The organism is Snodgrassella sp. B3882, assembly GCF_026535915.1.
Classification (GTDB): Bacteria; Pseudomonadota; Gammaproteobacteria; order Burkholderiales; family Neisseriaceae; genus Snodgrassella.
Genome location: NZ_JAFNPF010000001.1, coordinates 1,158,915 through 1,176,575, shown reverse-complemented (window position 1 = coordinate 1,176,575; position 17,661 = coordinate 1,158,915). Strand labels below are relative to the sequence as shown.

12 protein-coding genes, 1 tRNA gene and 1 other RNA gene are annotated in these 17,661 nt (G+C 38.6%); 2 read left to right on the top strand and 12 right to left on the bottom strand.

What is annotated here, in order from left to right:
• The 8 genes from J3U68_RS04985 to J3U68_RS04950 all read right to left on the bottom strand — a co-directional run bounded on the left by J3U68_RS04985 (window position 1) and on the right by J3U68_RS04950 (window position 11,320).
• Window positions 1-1,128, bottom strand: coding sequence for an ABC transporter permease (locus tag J3U68_RS04985; RefSeq protein ID WP_267375237.1), 1,128 nt, complete (start codon window positions 1,126-1,128; stop codon window positions 1-3).
• A complete protein-coding gene (locus J3U68_RS04980) occupies window positions 1,125-2,879 on the bottom strand; it encodes an ATP-binding cassette domain-containing protein (protein ID WP_267375236.1) in 1,755 nt (584 codons plus the stop codon). Before J3U68_RS04980 ends, J3U68_RS04985 begins: the two co-directional genes overlap by 4 nt.
• Before the next feature lies 1 nt (window position 2,880).
• Window positions 2,881-3,870 carry a secretion protein HlyD gene (gene hlyD, locus J3U68_RS04975; RefSeq protein ID WP_323811426.1) on the bottom strand — a complete coding sequence of 330 codons (990 nt, stop codon included), beginning with the start codon at window positions 3,868-3,870 and terminating at the stop codon, window positions 2,881-2,883.
• Window positions 3,871-3,882: 12 nt separating this feature from the next.
• Window positions 3,883-4,557: a CerR family C-terminal domain-containing protein gene (locus tag J3U68_RS04970; protein ID WP_267375233.1), complete on the bottom strand. Its 675-nt coding sequence runs from the start codon at window positions 4,555-4,557 to the stop codon at window positions 3,883-3,885.
• Between the two features lie 671 nt (window positions 4,558-5,228).
• On the bottom strand, window positions 5,229-9,074 hold the full coding sequence (locus tag J3U68_RS04965; protein ID WP_267375232.1) for a hypothetical protein: 3,846 nt from the start codon (window positions 9,072-9,074) through the stop codon (window positions 5,229-5,231).
• Between the two features lie 1,029 nt (window positions 9,075-10,103).
• Window positions 10,104-10,194, bottom strand: a tRNA-Ser gene (locus J3U68_RS04960).
• A 63-nt stretch (window positions 10,195-10,257) separates the two neighbouring features.
• Window positions 10,258-10,713, bottom strand: a complete 456-nt coding sequence (locus J3U68_RS04955) for a DUF441 domain-containing protein (protein WP_267375231.1) — start codon at window positions 10,711-10,713, stop codon at window positions 10,258-10,260.
• Window positions 10,714-10,822: 109 nt separating this feature from the next.
• On the bottom strand, window positions 10,823-11,320 hold the full coding sequence (locus J3U68_RS04950) for a DUF1841 family protein (protein WP_267376214.1): 498 nt from the start codon (window positions 11,318-11,320) through the stop codon (window positions 10,823-10,825).
• Window positions 11,321-11,992: 672 nt separating this feature from the next.
• Here J3U68_RS04950 and ssrA point away from each other — a divergent pair.
• Window positions 11,993-12,353, top strand: a transfer-messenger RNA (tmRNA) gene (gene ssrA / locus J3U68_RS04945).
• 18 nt (window positions 12,354-12,371) lie between these two features.
• On the opposite strand, the gene J3U68_RS04940 is transcribed toward ssrA, so the two are convergent.
• Both J3U68_RS04940 and J3U68_RS10665 read right to left on the bottom strand, forming a co-directional pair.
• The gene (locus J3U68_RS04940; protein ID WP_267375230.1) at window positions 12,372-12,950 is read right to left on the bottom strand and encodes an ankyrin repeat domain-containing protein; all 579 of its coding nucleotides are present in this window, start codon (window positions 12,948-12,950) and stop codon (window positions 12,372-12,374) included.
• Between the two features lie 302 nt (window positions 12,951-13,252).
• Window positions 13,253-13,435 carry an ankyrin repeat domain-containing protein gene (locus J3U68_RS10665; RefSeq protein WP_416384656.1) on the bottom strand — a complete coding sequence of 61 codons (183 nt, stop codon included), beginning with the start codon at window positions 13,433-13,435 and terminating at the stop codon, window positions 13,253-13,255.
• 2,088 nt (window positions 13,436-15,523) lie between these two features.
• Here J3U68_RS10665 and J3U68_RS04935 point away from each other — a divergent pair.
• The gene (locus J3U68_RS04935; RefSeq protein ID WP_267375229.1) at window positions 15,524-16,144 is read left to right on the top strand and encodes a LexA family protein; all 621 of its coding nucleotides are present in this window, start codon (window positions 15,524-15,526) and stop codon (window positions 16,142-16,144) included.
• A gap of 173 nt (window positions 16,145-16,317) precedes the next feature.
• Here J3U68_RS04935 and narI read toward each other — a convergent pair whose 3' ends face one another.
• Window positions 16,318-17,007, bottom strand: a complete 690-nt coding sequence (narI, locus tag J3U68_RS04930; protein WP_267375228.1) for a respiratory nitrate reductase subunit gamma — start codon at window positions 17,005-17,007, stop codon at window positions 16,318-16,320.
• Between the two features lie 13 nt (window positions 17,008-17,020).
• Complete coding sequence (gene narJ / locus J3U68_RS04925; protein WP_267375227.1) at window positions 17,021-17,656, bottom strand: nitrate reductase molybdenum cofactor assembly chaperone; 636 nt, start codon at window positions 17,654-17,656, stop codon at window positions 17,021-17,023.
• Window positions 17,657-17,661 lie beyond the last annotated feature (5 nt).

The following is a 17,661-nucleotide window of genomic DNA, read 5'->3' as shown; positions in this document are numbered from 1 at the left end:
TTATCCCTCCAGACTTTTATGACATTTTGCTCGAGCCAACATAAACAGTAGACCGCCAATGAGTAGCATGGCTAGCATATCGGTCAATAACAGCGACCATACATTGCCTACCAAAAAAACCGTTTGCAGCGCTTCAACAAAATAACGCGTCGGAATAATATGAGTGATCAATCGGATCGGCCACGGCATACTGTCTGTTTCATATAAAAAGCCGGACAACATAAACGCTGGCAAAAAACCCGTGAATGCAGCCAATTGCGCGGCGATAAACTGATTTTTAGCTAATATTGATATCACCAACCCCTGTCCCAGAGCCGGAATTAAAAACACGGCTGCCAGTAGCATCAATACCAGCCAGCTACCTCTTAGCGGTACATCGAAAGCAAAAACGGCCAGCAGTGCTGAACCAAGTGTCGCCAGCATACCCAGCACAAAATACGGTAACAGTTTACCCAGTAGTATTTCTGTAATCGTTGCCGGCGTAGACAGCAATCCCTCCATCGTCCCACGCTCCCACTCTCTGGCCACCACTAATGCCGTTAACAACGTACCAATCATAGTCATAATAATGGCAATCGAACCCGGAATCAGTGAACGCCGGCTTTCTAACTCAGCGTTAAACCAGAAACGCGGTTGTACAGAGACAGGAGCGACAGAAACATAACCATGCTGAGCCTGCCACAGCGAAACAATGCCTTGCGCATAGGCGGTGACAAAATTTGCGGTATTAGGTTGCGACCCATCGGCAATCACCTGAATCAGCGCATCATCAGTCCGACTATGCAGACGGGTTTCTATGTCAGCCGGAATCACTACATAACCCCTTATTTTACTGGCTATAATTGCTGATTTTGCTTCCTGCGTATGACGCATAGGCAAAACAGCAAAGTAACGTGAACCAGAAAAAGCTGCCGCCAGCGATTGTGCCGTCGGCGTATCAGAACTTAGCACCACACCTACCGGAACTTTACGTACATCCAACGAAACAGCAAAAGCAAACAACAGCAACAAAATCACTGGCAACACAAAAGCAACAAATATTGCTGAAGGGTCACGCACAATTTGTAGACTTTCCTTATAAATCAGAGCAGCGAGACGGTTCTTACCTGCACTTTTGTTTGGTGTCATACAGCCTCCGTGCAAGTTTTAGCTTCAGCAGAATCTTCACAATTCACTGCTTCAATAAGACGGATAAATGCTTGCTCCATGGTCGGTTCTTCGGTTTCACTGACACGTACCTTTTCTTTAAGCCGGTCAGGTGTATCCAAAGCAATCAATCGCCCCTGATACATCAATGCCACACGGTCACAATATTCAGCTTCATCCATAAAATGTGTCGTCACCATCACCGTCATCCCTTTCTGCACCATCCCATTAATATGAATCCAGAATTCCCGACGGGTGACGGGGTCTACGCCAGAAGTAGGCTCATCCAGAAACAAAACCGGCGGACGATGCATTAGCGCACAGGCCAGAGCCAGCCGCTGTTTAAAACCCAAAGGCAACTCATCCGGCGAACGTCTGAGGTAAGGTGTTAACTGAAAAATATGAATCATTTCCTCAATGCGCTGCTGCTTAATGAACCCACTTAAACCATACATACCCGCAAATAGATTCAGGTTTTGCTCCACATTTAACAAGCCGTAAAGCGAAAATTTCTGCGCCATATAGCCCAGTTGCAACTTGGCTTTTTTCGTGGCATGGCTCAAATCTATTCCAGCCACATGTGCTTGCCCGCTGCTCGGACGCAACAGACCACACAGCATTTTGAATGTGGTAGATTTACCAGCACCATTAGGGCCAAGCAATCCAAAAATTTCTCCTTGTTTCACCTGAAAACTGGAATCATCGGTGGCCACAAAATCACCAAATTTTTTGGTCAGATGAATACATTCCACCGCAGCCGAAGCCAAAACCGGAAAAGACGACATTGTTGCCGCCAACGCTGAAGTTCCAGCCGGTCCTCCGCCAAGTAAATCAATAAATGCATCTTCGAATCTGGGCAAAACAGCCTGTATTTCTCCACCAACTGTTGCCGCTAGTTCATCGATTTGTTTTCTGTCCTGCCCTTTTTTGAGTACTAATCGCAAAGATGCGCCTTGAATCGTACCGTCACAGACACTGGGCAAATTTAATGCCTGAGTTAAAAGCTGACGACGATCCTGTGTAAAACCACTCATGCGGTAACTTCGTCCGCTTAATGCTGCAGTCAACGCTGGAGGTTCGCCAGCAAAAACCAACTCTCCTTCATTTAATAACAGCACCGCTTCGCATTGTTCTGCTTCATCCAAATAAGCAGTCGCCCAGACAACGGCAACGCCTTCATCGGTCAGCTCAGCCACCATTTGCCATAAATCCTGTCGGCTAACCGGATCCACGCCCACACCGGGTTCATCCAACAGTAATACTTTGGGTGAAGCCATCATGGCACAGGCTAGCCCTAACTTTTGTTTCATACCTCCGGAAAGCCGACCGGCAAGTCGATGAGAAAAAGGCTGCAAACGGGTAAATGCCAACAGACGGCTAAATGTCTTTTCACTGGATTGAGCACTCAACCCACGCAAATGCGCATATAACTTCATATTTTCCAGCACCGTTAGATCTTCATATAACCCAAAGCGCTGCGGCATATAACCAACATACTGAGCTATGCAATCCGCATTTTTCACCGTATCCAAGCCTGCAATAGTGATCTGACCGGCAGCCGGCTGCAACAAACCGGTCATCAACCGCATCAACGTCGTTTTTCCGGCGCCATCTGGACCCGCTAATGCCGTTAATCGCCCGGGATAGATCGCCGCATTAACCTGATGTAATGCCCTTACTTCGCCAAAGTAACGGGAGACATGATCAAGAACGATCACCGGCTGATCAGACATATCACACTCCCTTTGAGTCAAAACGAATCGTCACCGGCATACCCTGTTTCAGCGCATCATCATCATTCAACACAGTAATTCTGAGCCGATAGACCAAATCTGTACGTAAATCTGTGGTTTCAACAGATTTAGGTGTAAATTCTGCACGTGGTGAAATAAAACCTATCTGGCCGGAATAAACTTTAGCCGAAGAATCCGTATAAATAAAAACCCGCATCCCTTGCGCAATTTTGCCCAAAGCGGGTTCATCAACATAAGCACGAACATATACTGGCTTGCGTAGCGACAGCGTATACACCGCATCCTGTGTACTTAGCATACTGCCCGGTTCCCGCACACGGCTCATCACCACTGCATCATCCGGTGCACTCAGCACCGTATCATTTAATGCCGTACGCGCTTGCGACAACTTTGCCTGAGCACCTTGTAAGTTCGCCCTCGCTGCCGCAATTTCTTCAATTCTTGCTCCTGATTTTTGTAGCGATAAAGTCTGCTGTGCGGAAGCCAGAGACGCAACCGCTACATCCCGATCCCTACGTGCCTGTTCAAGCGTTTTTTCACTTGCATCACCTGCTTTAACTAATTGCTGCTGACGCTTTAGATCCGCTTCACTCTGCTGCAACACCGCCTGTGCTTTTGTTACTGCAGCAGCTGCTACCTTGATATCCTGCTGTCTGTTTCCGGCTTCAAGTTTTTGCAGCTCTGCCTGCGCTTTTGCCACTTCAGCTTCAGCCTGAGCTAATGCATGGCGATAAGGCACATCATCCAGCAACGCCAATATTTGCCCCTTTTTAACCTTATCACCTTCTTTCACTTTTACCGACATCAGACGGCCTGGCTGACGAAAACCCATATTCACTTCGCGGATATCAACATTTCCATAAAGCGTCAGCGGCTGCCTGGCAGCCTGATAAAAATGCCATCCTGAGTACAAGGCAATTAAAGCGATAACGACAACCACAACAGTCAGCATCCGTTTTCTGCTAATCATGCTCATTCTCCCTCAGGCAAAGACCAACGCAATAATGTTGCGATGCACAACTGGCAATATTTTCTGCAATTCTTCCTCACCAATTGTTGTCCAGTTCATTCGTCTCAGAATACCCGTACGGACCACTCGCCAGACAACGAGCAACCCAAAAACACTGAACGTGATCATTGCAGCCTCATCTTCATCAGTATTACGCAAAACTTTTATCAAACTAATAATTTGCGTCAGCATCGGTCTGATAAAGGTTGAAAACACATATTCAAAAGCAGCTGTAGGCTCCTGCTGTTCACGCATAATCAATTGCGCCCACTCTTTGGTTTTATCACTGGTCAGTAGTTGCAAAAATACATTTGCCATCTCCAGTAACAACGGCAAAAGAATTTCCTTCCTTCCATCCATATCCAAAGTCGACCAATCATGTCTTTCTAGACAGAGGCGAATCTTGTCTTCTACCGGAACTATTTCACTTTTTATCTGGGTGGTAATTTCCTCAAAAGCCGCTAAATACAGCCCTTGTTTTCCTTTAAAATAGTAGTTAATCAGCGCCAAATTCACATTGGCTGCATTAGCAAGCTCCCGTGTACTAGCCGCATGAAAGCCATCTCGAGCAAACACCTTTATTGCCGCATCAATCAATGCCTTGCGAGTGGCATCTCCACGTTCAACATCCTTATATTTATCATTCATGCCAAAACCTTTGCTTAAATCATGCCTGCTATTTTAATTAAACGATTGATTAAATCAAGCGTTTAATTAAATTTTAGATTTAAATTATCTTAATAACCTGTTTTTCCAAAATATTTTTTTTACTCAGCTCTGGACTTTATTCCTGCGTTATTTAACCAGCGCAAACATCGCTAGCCAATATTCAGATGACTGAAACAAGCATATAGCTTTCAGACCATGCAACATAATTAAGATTTCTTCTAAGCGAGGTTCATCTTAAAGTTTTAAATAAACATGATCATAGCAACACATCAGAAAGATAAGATTCGCCCTGAAGCTTGAAGGTAATAGATAGAAACCAATTATCATACCAAATTTTTTTGACTACGATTTTAAACTGCTAATATGAGGATTTTTATGATATTTTTGAATAAATTAACCGCCTAGCAAATCACCTGAGAGCAAATAGGTTATTTGAAAAGCTTATTAGCAAACTTCCACCGACAGAACTGCCTCAGTGTTAAGAGATTGTAGCTAAGCCATGAATACAATATTGGCAAAATACAATACCATCATTACGCTAGTCTAACTTTTGATTACATGCATGGCACTTTAGATAAATTAATTTGGCTAGCGTTATAATCAAACAGTAAACATAAAACGATGGTCTGAATAAAAAATTTCAAATACGATTACTCAAACTTTTGCTCTCGTTGACTATTCTCTTTTGCCTCAAGCTCTCTTTGATCATCTATTTTCTTATTTAACTCAATAAGCTTATCCCTCGTAATTTTTTGCACCTCAAAAGAAGGATGATTTAATAACTCAGCAAATGCCTGAAATCTTTCTTCTAAAATATTTGCTAGCGACCCTATCCAGCCTTTCATTATAGTCTTATTGAGTATAGTATTATCGAATATAGTCTCTACCATAGCAGTTTTATCTTCAGCCACATCAAAAAGTGCTTTAATATGAGGACTAAGAGTTACTTCTTTTGACTTTTCTGGCAGTCGAGATTTTTTATCTAAGCATATGTAAGGTGATACCAAGCTTGCCACTCTTTGAATTCTATTTTGATCTCCATTACACCAATTTAATACGCGCTCAATAGATAATAAATTTATCGGTGAAACTTCTTCAAATGTTTTATCTTGAACAAAAAGACAGTCTACAAGCTTCTCACTACTTTCGCTAATCAAGAATATGCGGTCTAAAACGTATTCTGCATAATGCCCCATTAAATAGTTTATAAATTTTTTTTCAAAATAACTGAAAGTAAGGCTTACTGTTTCAACACTTTTTTCAACATTTTTACACAGCAGGTCGATGATATTACGTACTTCATTCTCTGTTGCCGATTTAGGCAAACAGTTATTTATTAAAAATTTTATTTCTCTACTCCCAATCTTTTGAATGTGTTCTTCATCTCGTGGCAATGAAAGCAGTTTTACAATAATATGTTTTCCAATAGCATATAATTTTTTGCTTGCAGTTTTTGCTAATAATCGTAAATACAATAACCTAGAGGCTACATATATTCCATCTTTTAAATCATTTATAGCAAGCAGCAATTTTGATAATTCATTTTCTTCAAAATAATTTTCTAAATAAAATTGCATGTCCCTAAAACTTGATATTTCTAATTCTTCCATTCTTGTTAATTCAATAAGTTTGTCTGTTTTCCAAGACGCTTTAGGTGTGGTCAGCAAAATTTTGATAAAATGTGGTTTTAGTTCTGGAACATCTAATATTGACAATTGAAGTTTGCGCGATAAAAGAGGATTAGTTTCATAAACGCCTGTAATAAAGCCTTGAAAAACTGTAGATTGAACTTCTGCCAACTTTTGCTGCTGCATTAAATAGATAAGTGTTTCAAAGGTTGAAGTTTGGTCTAATGAACCTTTCGCTAATCCCTTACCAAACATAATAAGGGCGTTACTTGGGGTCAGCCACAGTTTAGGTGCTAAGCGTTTCAGATATTCTGATTTTGCTACCGTAAGCTCCCCTAATTTTTCTATTTTCTGATAAAGTTCTTCTAATTTATTTTCCTTATTCTCGCACCAAAGCTCAATGTGATCCGATGTATTAGTAAGTGCGTAGTATTCAATCTCGGAATATAGATCAGTTGGTGCAGCTAAACTCTCTAATTCTTTTAGCCTACTTAATATTTCAGGACTTGGCTTGTTTTCAGGATTATGAATGGTTTCTTTTATAGCCTTCCAAACACCAGGCCACTTACCAGCAACGCCATGTCTTTTCACAATATCCTCGAGAACATCATAGCAACCAGCATATTGCCAGAGTTGCTCAAAATTCTTCGCCAGTATGCCTTCTGCCCAACTAATTTTAGATTCATCGTTTGAGTCAAAGAATGGTATCAATAGCTTAATAAAACCGGCATACCAATCTAATTGCTCTTGAACAGTTTCTGGCTGCCACCCAAAATCCCTCTGACGAGCACCAAAATCAAATTGTTCAGATGAAGTCCAATGAACTGTCTCAAATGCAGAATGAAAAATAGCCTCTGCAATCTCACGTTGCCACACACCATCACAATCTAATATTTTTTCAACAAAGGAAAATCTTTGAATTGGTTTAGCCTGTGTACCTGAAATAAATAAAGAGAATAGCCCCGCCAAAGAGGAAACTATCCCAAGGTTTGTTCCCTCTTTTATTTCTGATTTTGCAAAAAATAAAATCAATTCAGCCGCACGATTAAAATACTGATCTTCATATGCAAGTTTGCGAAGTAAGCGTACAATAATTTTTAAATGATGGTGATTTCTTAAGTAAAAGTCTAAACTTATTGAGGCATTTTCTATAAGGGATAATACCTTATTTGGGAATATTGGGGCAATATATTCTAGGATAGTTAATTCTTCTGCATTGCATTGTGTAATATCATGAAATGGTTCGTAATTTTTCAGCCAAGAACTGGCAAGGGTTTGAGCAGGCTCAAAATCGTGTAAATATCCTAAACGATGAGCACATGATTTAAAGAGTCGCCTGTTATTTGCTTTTAACAACTCCGCATTAATCTGATCTGGATGAATGTTTTGAAGAGCTCGACGTGCCAGTCGATTAGCTAAAGCATGTGGTAATATCGCTAGCCACTCTCCGCGTTGTTGAACCAGCTGCCGCCGAAACAGTTCAGCACGATCACGATATAGCTTTTTGCGATCTGACCCTCCAATTTGAGAAAGAACGCTAAGTTCATCATTATACTCATTCGAAGATATATTAAATGAATAGACTAATGATAAAATTTCAGCACTCTCCAGCAAACCATCAGATTTGCCTTTTCGTTGATTGAATATTCTTCGGAACAATTCTTCATCGGAAAAATTGGTTAAAGTTTCATCTGCCTCTACTCGACTAGCCAATACAATAGCTAAACGGGCATTGCCGCCAGAGAACTCGGCAACCTTGTCTGCGTTTACACGCCCAAGAAATGGAAATCGTTTCAGAACGAGTTTACTAATAATTCTTATACTTGAGGGCTCGATATTTATTACTTCTGTTTCCTCAGGTTGGTCATCTGAAATATCATATTCAATCGTAAGAAGGCTTAATTTTGCTCGATGAGATACTTCCTTTTGTATTGTCCTATGGATCTCTGGCGGGCAGTTATCTAATACAACATAACATGTACAATCATTTGTTTTTAGGTAAGTAACCAGATTCAAAACTGATGGCGTAGGTTCATTACCAAGATCAGCATAGATTACGTTGGTTTTGGGTAGTGGATTTTCACCGACATTTTCTTCAAAAAGTGCTTGGGCAAATCGCGTTTTTCCAACTCCTGAAAGCCCAATTAGTCTTATCACCGCACCAGATTTACCTAGCTTTTCACGCACTAAATTAATACCACTGGCTATGGACATAGGTTTTTTATGCCGAGAATTTAAGTCAGTGACACATAGATGTTCATCCATCAAAAATTCATCATCCATTTCCTTAGGCGTTCCAGCCCATCTCTGATAAGGAAACCATCCAGATACAGATTGTCCACCTAATTTCGAACGAACCCATAAGGAAACGCTAGGATATTGTCTTAGCCAAGCACTCAGTCGATCCCTACCATAGAAGTCAAGAAAAATCTGCTCCTTGCTAGTTATATTTTCAATAGCAGACTGCATACCCTTAATACGATCAGTTAGCATTTTATCCGAGCAATCATCTTTGCCACTAACAATGATATAAGCCCCTTGTTGCTCGATTAAACTGCGTATCACCTCCTTTACTTCTCCCCTCATAAGCATTTCTTCTCTGCAAGCTGCTTTGCCCATACTGCTTTTTTTTATTTGAAAACCAGTATTTTTACGTGGCACAAAGCCGGGGTTTAATAAGGGAATTTCGCTTTTTACGCGAATATCCAGTCCTCCATCAGCAGCTTCTTGCGCCCCACCCCATAAAATACAAGAACGCTGTATTTTTTGGTCATGTAGTTCAGCTTCACAAAGCCTGGCAACCATTTCTCTTAGGTCAGCATCATTTAGGTTTGAAATATCCGAAGGCTTGAGTTCAAAGAAATTCATCAATTAATCATCTCTAATATTCATTATTTTTATGACACCAACTATTTACACAGTAAATAGTTAAATACATAGAATTCAACGGTATATGAAATTTTTTCTGCTAAAATTTATCTAATGTAATCAACCGGATGATTTATTATAATCTGCTGGATTGATTGTTAATGTTAATATATTTAAGTAAAGATATGGTGATATTGATCCAAATATCAAGATATTCCTTGGTCTAAATTTTGCTCAGTATTTTAGCTTTGCTAATAACTCTCAATTTTTGGAATACCTGATTTAGACATTAAGATAACAACTGGCAAAAATCCATTAATCATCAGTTAAGTCAGATGTATATACTAACGAAAAAACTGTCTATTTAATGCACTATTACTCTGTTACTACTTTGATTCTTGACTCAATCAGTCCCATTCTTCCAAGAAGCTAAATGCTGCTTTCGGAATAATGTAGATGTTTGAACGGAACTTAAATCTTTAAAATGCAAATATAAAGACAAACTAACTTTTGCCATTTATTAATGCAAATAACATATTTAATCTTGATCATATATAGAATCGCTCAAAGCTGGATCAATTGCTAACATATCTAAAATAATGTTTGGTTTATGCATCTCGAACACATAAAACCATTTTTAGCTCCGGCCAAGTGCATCAGCAACTCGCAAGGACGAGCAATGAACTGAGGTCTTAAAGCTCTTGGTAAGGTTTTTCATGCATTGACAGACAGGGCTATTCAAGTCCCATATTTGACTTAGTAACAATAATCATAAACTAATGCAAGCCTTGAATTGACCGCATCGAAAAATGGCGCACAAAATCTTAATACAGCGTAACAAGGTAAGCGGTACATGTATCAAAAAATAGATGGTTTAATCTGCCCACCTGCTCGCAGCAGATTTCAATACATATAAGTATTTTATTGAGTATAGGAATACGCAAGTCTGATTTAATAAAACTTTATGCTTAATAGATTAGAAATTAATCTTGTAATAAAGATATATTCGTCAAGAACGTTCGAGTGACGTGGCGGAGAGGAAGGGATTCGAACCCTCGATACGCTATTAACGTATACACGCTTTCCAGGCGTGCGACTTCAACCACTCATCCACCTCTCCGTGAGCATGGAAGCGCGCATTATAGCCATAGCAGCCGCTTATGGCAAGTACCATGATCATTCACTATAGAAACAATGACAACATACCGGCTGCGATCAATGGACCAACCGGCACTCCGCGCCAAAAAGCAACCCCAATAATCGTCCCGATCATCAATCCCGTGACAATGGGTGGATTCACCTGCATCAACTGAATGCCACGTCCACCTAACCACGCCACCACCGCGCCAACCAAAATCGCTGCCACAGTTTTCCAACTGGTAAACAATGCAGCGATTTGGGCCGCCGGTACTTTCCCTGTAATTAATGGCGCTAAAACCCCAATCATCAGCAGCATAATTCCCAGCTGCAAACCGTATTTTTCCAGCAATGGCGCAAATTTAAACAATGGAGTTTGCTGCACCAGTAAAATAATCAGAGCTGAAATCGTTATTGAAGGGTTATTGCCAATAATACCCAATGCAACAAACACCAATAACAACATTGCATTTGCATGACCTGCCCAAAAAGACATGTTCATCCTCGCTTATCAATCATTAACACTATATACAATTGCCCACTCTGCCAAGTAGCCAACCAGACAACTTAATCAATTACTACATTAAATCATAAACTGCACTGGAGTAAATTCAATCCTTATTAGCTGTTATTTGCCCAACTTCATGCGGATTAATACGCGCGTTATCTTCCTGCCCCAAGCCCACCAAACTCCGTAGGCGCGTCATATAAGCGTTCACATCAAGCCCTTGTCCATAGCGCTGTGCCTGCCAGAGTGTTTCCGCCAATGCTTCAATCATCTCATGTTCTGCTTTTACCCAATCACCGGCATAATGTGCACATAAACGTTGATGAATAGCCGCAATGCCTGCAGGTTGATCAATCGCCACTTGCTCTTGAACTGATAAATGTAACGACAAATGCAAAAAAGGGTTGGTTTCGCCCTCCTCTGGTCGCCAGGTTCGGTTCAGAAACTGCTCCACATTTTCTAAATACGGCGCATATTCAGTATGTGCAGCAATAATTCGCAACGCTTTTTGTTGTAATGCATTCAGTAACTGTGGCTGCTGGCGCTGCCGCCATACTTCAGCAAAAAAATAGCGCACATCATGGGTATTCACATCGTACATAACAGCATTCTTATCGAATTGAGCCTGAGCCATTATAAATCAATGCCATCTACATCGATACTTCTTGGTCAAGAGCTTAGCTACAGTGAACCGACATTTAGGCATCGCGCGTGGTCATTCTTTGTTTCAAACAATTTTTTGCAACCACAATTCTATTATTCCCAGCTCGATCAAGATTAAACCCTTAGTCTTAAATCCATAAATAAACTCAACCAACTTAAAATCGTGTTTAATAATGAATCTTCATCAATTGCAGGAACTAAGAGACTTTAAACTATTTAGTTAGCCATTAACCAAAAGTCATTGCAGCATCTGATTGGTTGAGGTCTTGTCTTGTTCACTTTGAAATTAATGTGTTTAACCACAGAATAGGACTTCACTTTCCTCTTTTATGGCTTGAAGTCAGGCTAAACGTAATCTGGAATTTTAGACAGGCTAATATAAAAAAAATGAGCATTTTTAGGTATGAACAACTTGTTAATTTATTTTAGATTGATTTTTAAAAGGTCACTTGCATGCCATTGCGTTGGAACTTAATGACCTATTTAGATCAATGCAAGTTTGGTACTGAAATATTTAACCAGACATGGTTAACAACAAAGAGAGCAAACTCAATTGATTTTTGTTACTAGGCATATAACCAAAAAAAAAGTATAATTACAACTTGCATCTGGGGGCGACCTTGGTTTCGACGGGGGTTGCAAAGCAGATGCGTGCATACCGGGGTCTCAGATACCCGTTAAACCCTGAATTTATATAGTCGCAAACGACGAATCTTACGCTTTAGCCGCTTAAGGCTAAACGTTGCAACGGTTGGCCGATGGGCCGTGTGAGGTAACTCACCGCAACGACATTTACATTGGCTGGTTTAGTGTTGTGTTGCTTAGCACTGAATAAGATTTAAGGCAACTGGTTTTCAAACAGCCTGTCTGTCGGCGGTTTGGAAATAAGATTTCAAGTTGGCAAGACTAAGTATGTAGATCGCTCTGTAGAGGACTTTCGGACGGGGGTTCGATTCCCCCCGCCTCCACCATCATTTCATCTCTTTTGTTTATTTTTTGTGGCTTTCTAATATTTCTATCATAGGTTTGGTTGCAATATCCAAAGGGCTTCTGCCATAGTTATTTTTGTGGTTAGGATCGGCACCATGTTCCATAAACAGTTTAACAATTAGTAGCTCATCTTTTTCTTTGCCTTTTATACCAGCATTATGAACAACAGAACCTAACGGTTGGTTTCCATAGGTATCAGTGATATTGATATCTGCCCCGTTATCCAGCAATAGTTTGGCAATCTGTAAGCGGTTTTCCGCTGTTGCACTCGGTACGATACCAGGGTCTCCGATGTAATAAAGTGGGGGCCTGCCATAAACATCTAACGCATTGACATTTGCCCCATATTTTATAAGCAGTTTTACTGATTCAACTAAACCATCTGAAACAGGAATAAATATAGGCGTCCATTTCATCCCTTTTTCCGGTTCATTAATCTGTTCTATTGAACATTTAGTCAGTACTTCTTCTAGTTTTTTATAATCTCGGTTAAAAGCGAGTTTATGTAGGTCGTGTTTGGGAGTGCCTCTAAATTTTTGGCGTAGACGTAGTATTAGTTGATGTAATATTTTACGCATTATTTATTTAATTCATATTTTTAAATTATTTGAAATAATATAGTATTTTTATTATCACTGGTCAAATTTATCATATGAATTGAATCTGTTCTCTTATACGTTTACTGTGTACTTCCTCTCGTTTTTTATCATCCTTTCTAAAACGCGTTTGTCTAAGTCGTATTTTATAATTGCCTCAAAATTTTGGCGTAAACACATGCTGGTTTTTTTATTTTTTGTGGCTTTCAAATATTTCTATCATAGGTTTGGTTGCCATATCCAAAGGGCTTCTGCCATAGTTATTTTTGCGGTTAGGATCGGCACTATGTACCAACAATTGGAAGCTCTTCTTTGCCTGTGATACCAGCATTATGAACTACAGAACCTAACGGTTGGTTTCCAGAGGTATCAGTGATATTGATATCTGTCCCATTATCCAACAATAGTTTGGCAATCTGTAAGCGGTTTCCTGCAGTTGCGCTCGGTACGGGGCTAGTGTCTCCGATGTAATAAAGCGGTGGTCTACCGTAAACATCTAACGCATTGACATTTGCCCCATATTTTATAAGCAGTTTTGCGGATTCAATTGCACTTGCTAAAACAAAAAAAAGATTGGAGTAAATCGCAACCCTTTTTTCGGTTCATTAATCTGTGATACTGAGCATTTACTCAATTCTTCCTCTAATTTCTGACAGTTATTTTTAAAAGCAAGTTTATTTGATTTGTCTTCCATATTTAACTTTTTTAATTTTTAAGTATCATTTTTATAACGTAGGATAATAAATAAATATTGAAAATTATAAATCAAAATCATCTACGAAGAAGTTTAACTCCTGCACTTGCACATGGCTGGTGGTCGGTGTTTCCTTTCTATAATATTGCGGGTCATTTTAACTGGCCACTAAACCGTTCATATTTTTTTAACATTACTGCTTCAATATTCTTTCTGCACCATATTTTAATTTAAATAAGTAGATTTTTATGGTTCAGCAATTGTCCCAACCGTTTTAATTCTCTCGCAGCAAACTTTTCAATTTAATAGCAAGAAATCGGTTCTTTTATCTTTTATTCTCGATTTTCTTTTATCATTCCTATGGGCTGAGCTAAGAGGTATTAACCCATTCCCATCTGTTATCCAATATATATGGGTAGGAGATAAATGATGTAAAAATCAGATATCATTGATCAAATTTAAGATAAAAGTTTAGTTGTCTGTAAACACTATCATTAAAAAATACCATTATTGCTAACATGCCCGTAACCAAGCTCAAAAACGCTATTGTATGTAGCCGAGTTTGCGTCCAACTTTTCAGATTCCATCATTGATTCTAAAGTAATATTTTATCGCGCCCAATTCTACAAAGAAAAAGTGTTTGATTCATTGGTGTCTCAGCATAATTTTTGCTTAAAAACTTGATTATATTTAATTAAAATTATTTTTTTTGCAGTGACATGATTAGTTCTTACTTATTTAATAGGCAATCACTAAAGAATATTAGAGGCAATTAGCCATTAAACAATAAATTTAATTGAATTAGCATAAAATAAATATTTTAATGCTTAGTCAGGATGTAAATTTCAACTTTATGACCAAAATCGGAGTAAGAAAGTGTGGTTTAAACCGAAATTCAGCGAAAAACTGTGTCTATTTCCGACAAAAATCCCCCTGAAATCCCGCAAAATACTTGACATAAATCAAATAATATTAACTTACCTGCATTTTTATATTTGGATCATAGTAAGTCTTATTCTTCTTTATTATGCTGATGACGTTCAATATAGTATTGTGCGAAATAATCATTTCCATTAATATTTTAATATTCAATATATTGAAAATTATCAATTTTATATTTTAACATCATATAAAAATGATAACTAATACAAGCAGATTTTCCTTATAGTAAAAATGTCCTGGATAGAAAATGTCTGCGTGATAAAAAACCATTAATATCCTATTAACAAAAAAATGAGATTATTTTTCATGATAAACGTTTATTTTATCTGTAAAAAAATACATCATCAAACCATTAGTATTAATTAATTTGCTATTCTTGCCATTGATTAGGTTTATATAGATAATTCGTAAACGTATATTAATTATGTAATAGATTAGTAAACGAAAAACCAGATGGTATTATCCATTTGAACTGAATTAATATGTATATAACATATTAAATTAACTGAAAATTTAGGATTTTAGACAAAATTTCCAAAAATTTTTTTTTCATTGTTTTCGTTGCAAAGAAAGGAATTACCAACATAATCTTAATGCTTATTAACATTACTTTATGTATAATAAGTTTTAATTTGACATTAAAATTTTAATATTTAATTAAATATTTTAATCTCTAATATGGTTTTAGCTTTAAATTTATGCTGCAGTTATAGTTTCAAAATCAATATTATACATTGAATAGGTAAAATAACTCTTGTCAAAATTTTAAGTTTAAAAAATATTTATCATATTAGTCATCTCAGAAACCATGAAATGTAAATTGAGAATAGCTATTAAAGAGCATTAACCATTTTAACAATCCATAGATGCACTAATTTAACTAGTCATTAAATTTTTTTTAGGACAAAAAAGGGAAATTATGTTTAGCGGGAAAAAATTGGGTGAAGCTATTGATGCGGCCATCAAATTAAAAGGGGTACGTAAAGCCGATGTTGCTCGGGCTTTCGCCATTAAGCCACCCTCTGTTACCAGCTGGATAAAAACAGGTAGAGTAAATAAAACCCATATTGACAAGCTGATATCATACTTTGCCGATGTGGTCACTCCAGAACATTTCGGTATTTCCTCTGTTGAACCATCCAGAAGTGATTACTGTAATGTCAAATTGCCTTTACTGACTTGGGAAGAAGCTGGCAAGTGGCAGCAAAGTTGTGCGGATTTAACTGCCGACAGATATATTTTAACTCCTGCATTTTATAAACCAAGTGACAAAACATTTGTGTTAAAGGTTTTAGGCGACAGCATGGAGCCAGAATTTGTTTCGAGTGACTTCATTATTGTTGAGCCTGAATTAGAACCACAGGATAAAAATTTCATTATTGTGTATGAAAATGAAGCAGAAGCCATGCTGAAACAGTTAATTATTGAAGGTAGCAGACATTATTTAAAACCATTAAATCCTCGTTATCCAATTATTGCTATGACAAGCCAGTTCAAAATCTGCGGTGTTGTGGTTGAGAAATTTAAAATTTATACCTAACCAATTGGTTAAATAGTAGATACAAATTAAATCTGTCACTCATTTGATCTTATCCAGCATTTAAAACAGCGTATGGTTTTTGGTTATTGATATTGGTAAAAAATCTGTAGCGCATTTTAGCCATGATGTGTTTGTCATCACGGCAATTATATGAGTATAAACTGATAAATTATTTAATAACGACGGCTTCTTATCAGTTGTGCCCGGCGTTTGAGATAAATTAATGTGCCAAACCCGCTCCAGACATGTACTAATCGGGTAAATGGGAATATCACAAATAAACTCATCCCCATAAACAAATGGAGTTTAAATATCGGGTGAACATGGGCTATGAGGTCAGCAGCGCCACTTCTGAATGTTACTATGTGTTGTGCCCACTGCATCAGGATGAGCATTTCTGAACCATCTCGATGATGGGCTGATACATGAATGGTTCCCAGACCCAGACACAGCGTGATCAATATCCAGAATAGAACTAATTTATCACGCCAGCTACTATTGGCTAATAAACGCGCACAACTAAATCTACGGTGAAGTAGGATGAGTATACCGATTAATGCCAGTAGACCCATAAAACCGCCAGCATACATTGCGGTTAGCTGCTTGGTTTGATGACTGATTCCTAGCGCATCCCATACGGCAACTGGGGTTAGCAAGCCAACTAGATGACCAAAAAAAAGCCCCAAAATGCCAATATGGAACAAAATATTGCCAGTACGCAGAAGATGCGGATATAACAGCTGGCTTGATTCAGATTTCCAAGAATACTGGTTGGTGTCAAACCGGATCAAACTGCCTAGAAAAAAGACGCTAGCAGCTATATATGGATAGATGCCGAAAATAAATTGATTTAGATAATACATGATGTCTCCCGGCTTAACTGTGTGTGTTTTGGCGGAAAAATTGCACTTCCTGCACTGATGGTTGATGCAATAATGGTTCCAACCCTTCTGCAGTCGGTCCAAATTTTTCCAGTGCTTCGTCCATATTTCGCACTGGCGCCGCTTGTAAGGGTTGCGCAGCCACTGGTGATAAAGCAACCACTGCATCCATTACTTCAGCATAAACAGATTGGTTTTTATGCAGATTCTTAGCTATGTAATTAATCACATGCACCGCATCAGTCATAAAATTTTGTGCTTGTTCCAGTTCAATGGTAGATAAAAATTCCAAAAATAAAGGCAGATAATCCGGTAGTTCGTTATTGTCGGGTTCCAGTCCGCGCGCTTGATATTCTGCGAGTAAATCTACCATTGCTTGCCCACGTGCACGGTCTTCGCCGTGAAGATGTTCAAACAGATGCAAGGAATGGTTGCGACTACGGTCGAATGTATTGACATAAATTTCCTGTAGGCTAATCTCATCGTGCTCGCGTAAATGGGAAAAAAAGGGATTTAACGCTGCAGCCTGTTCTGGTGTTGCCTCTTTTCTAATAGCGTCATGTAATTGGTCGACATGATCAAGCCAATATTGGCGCGGATAACTTAGCAAAATGGATAATATTTTATACATTTATC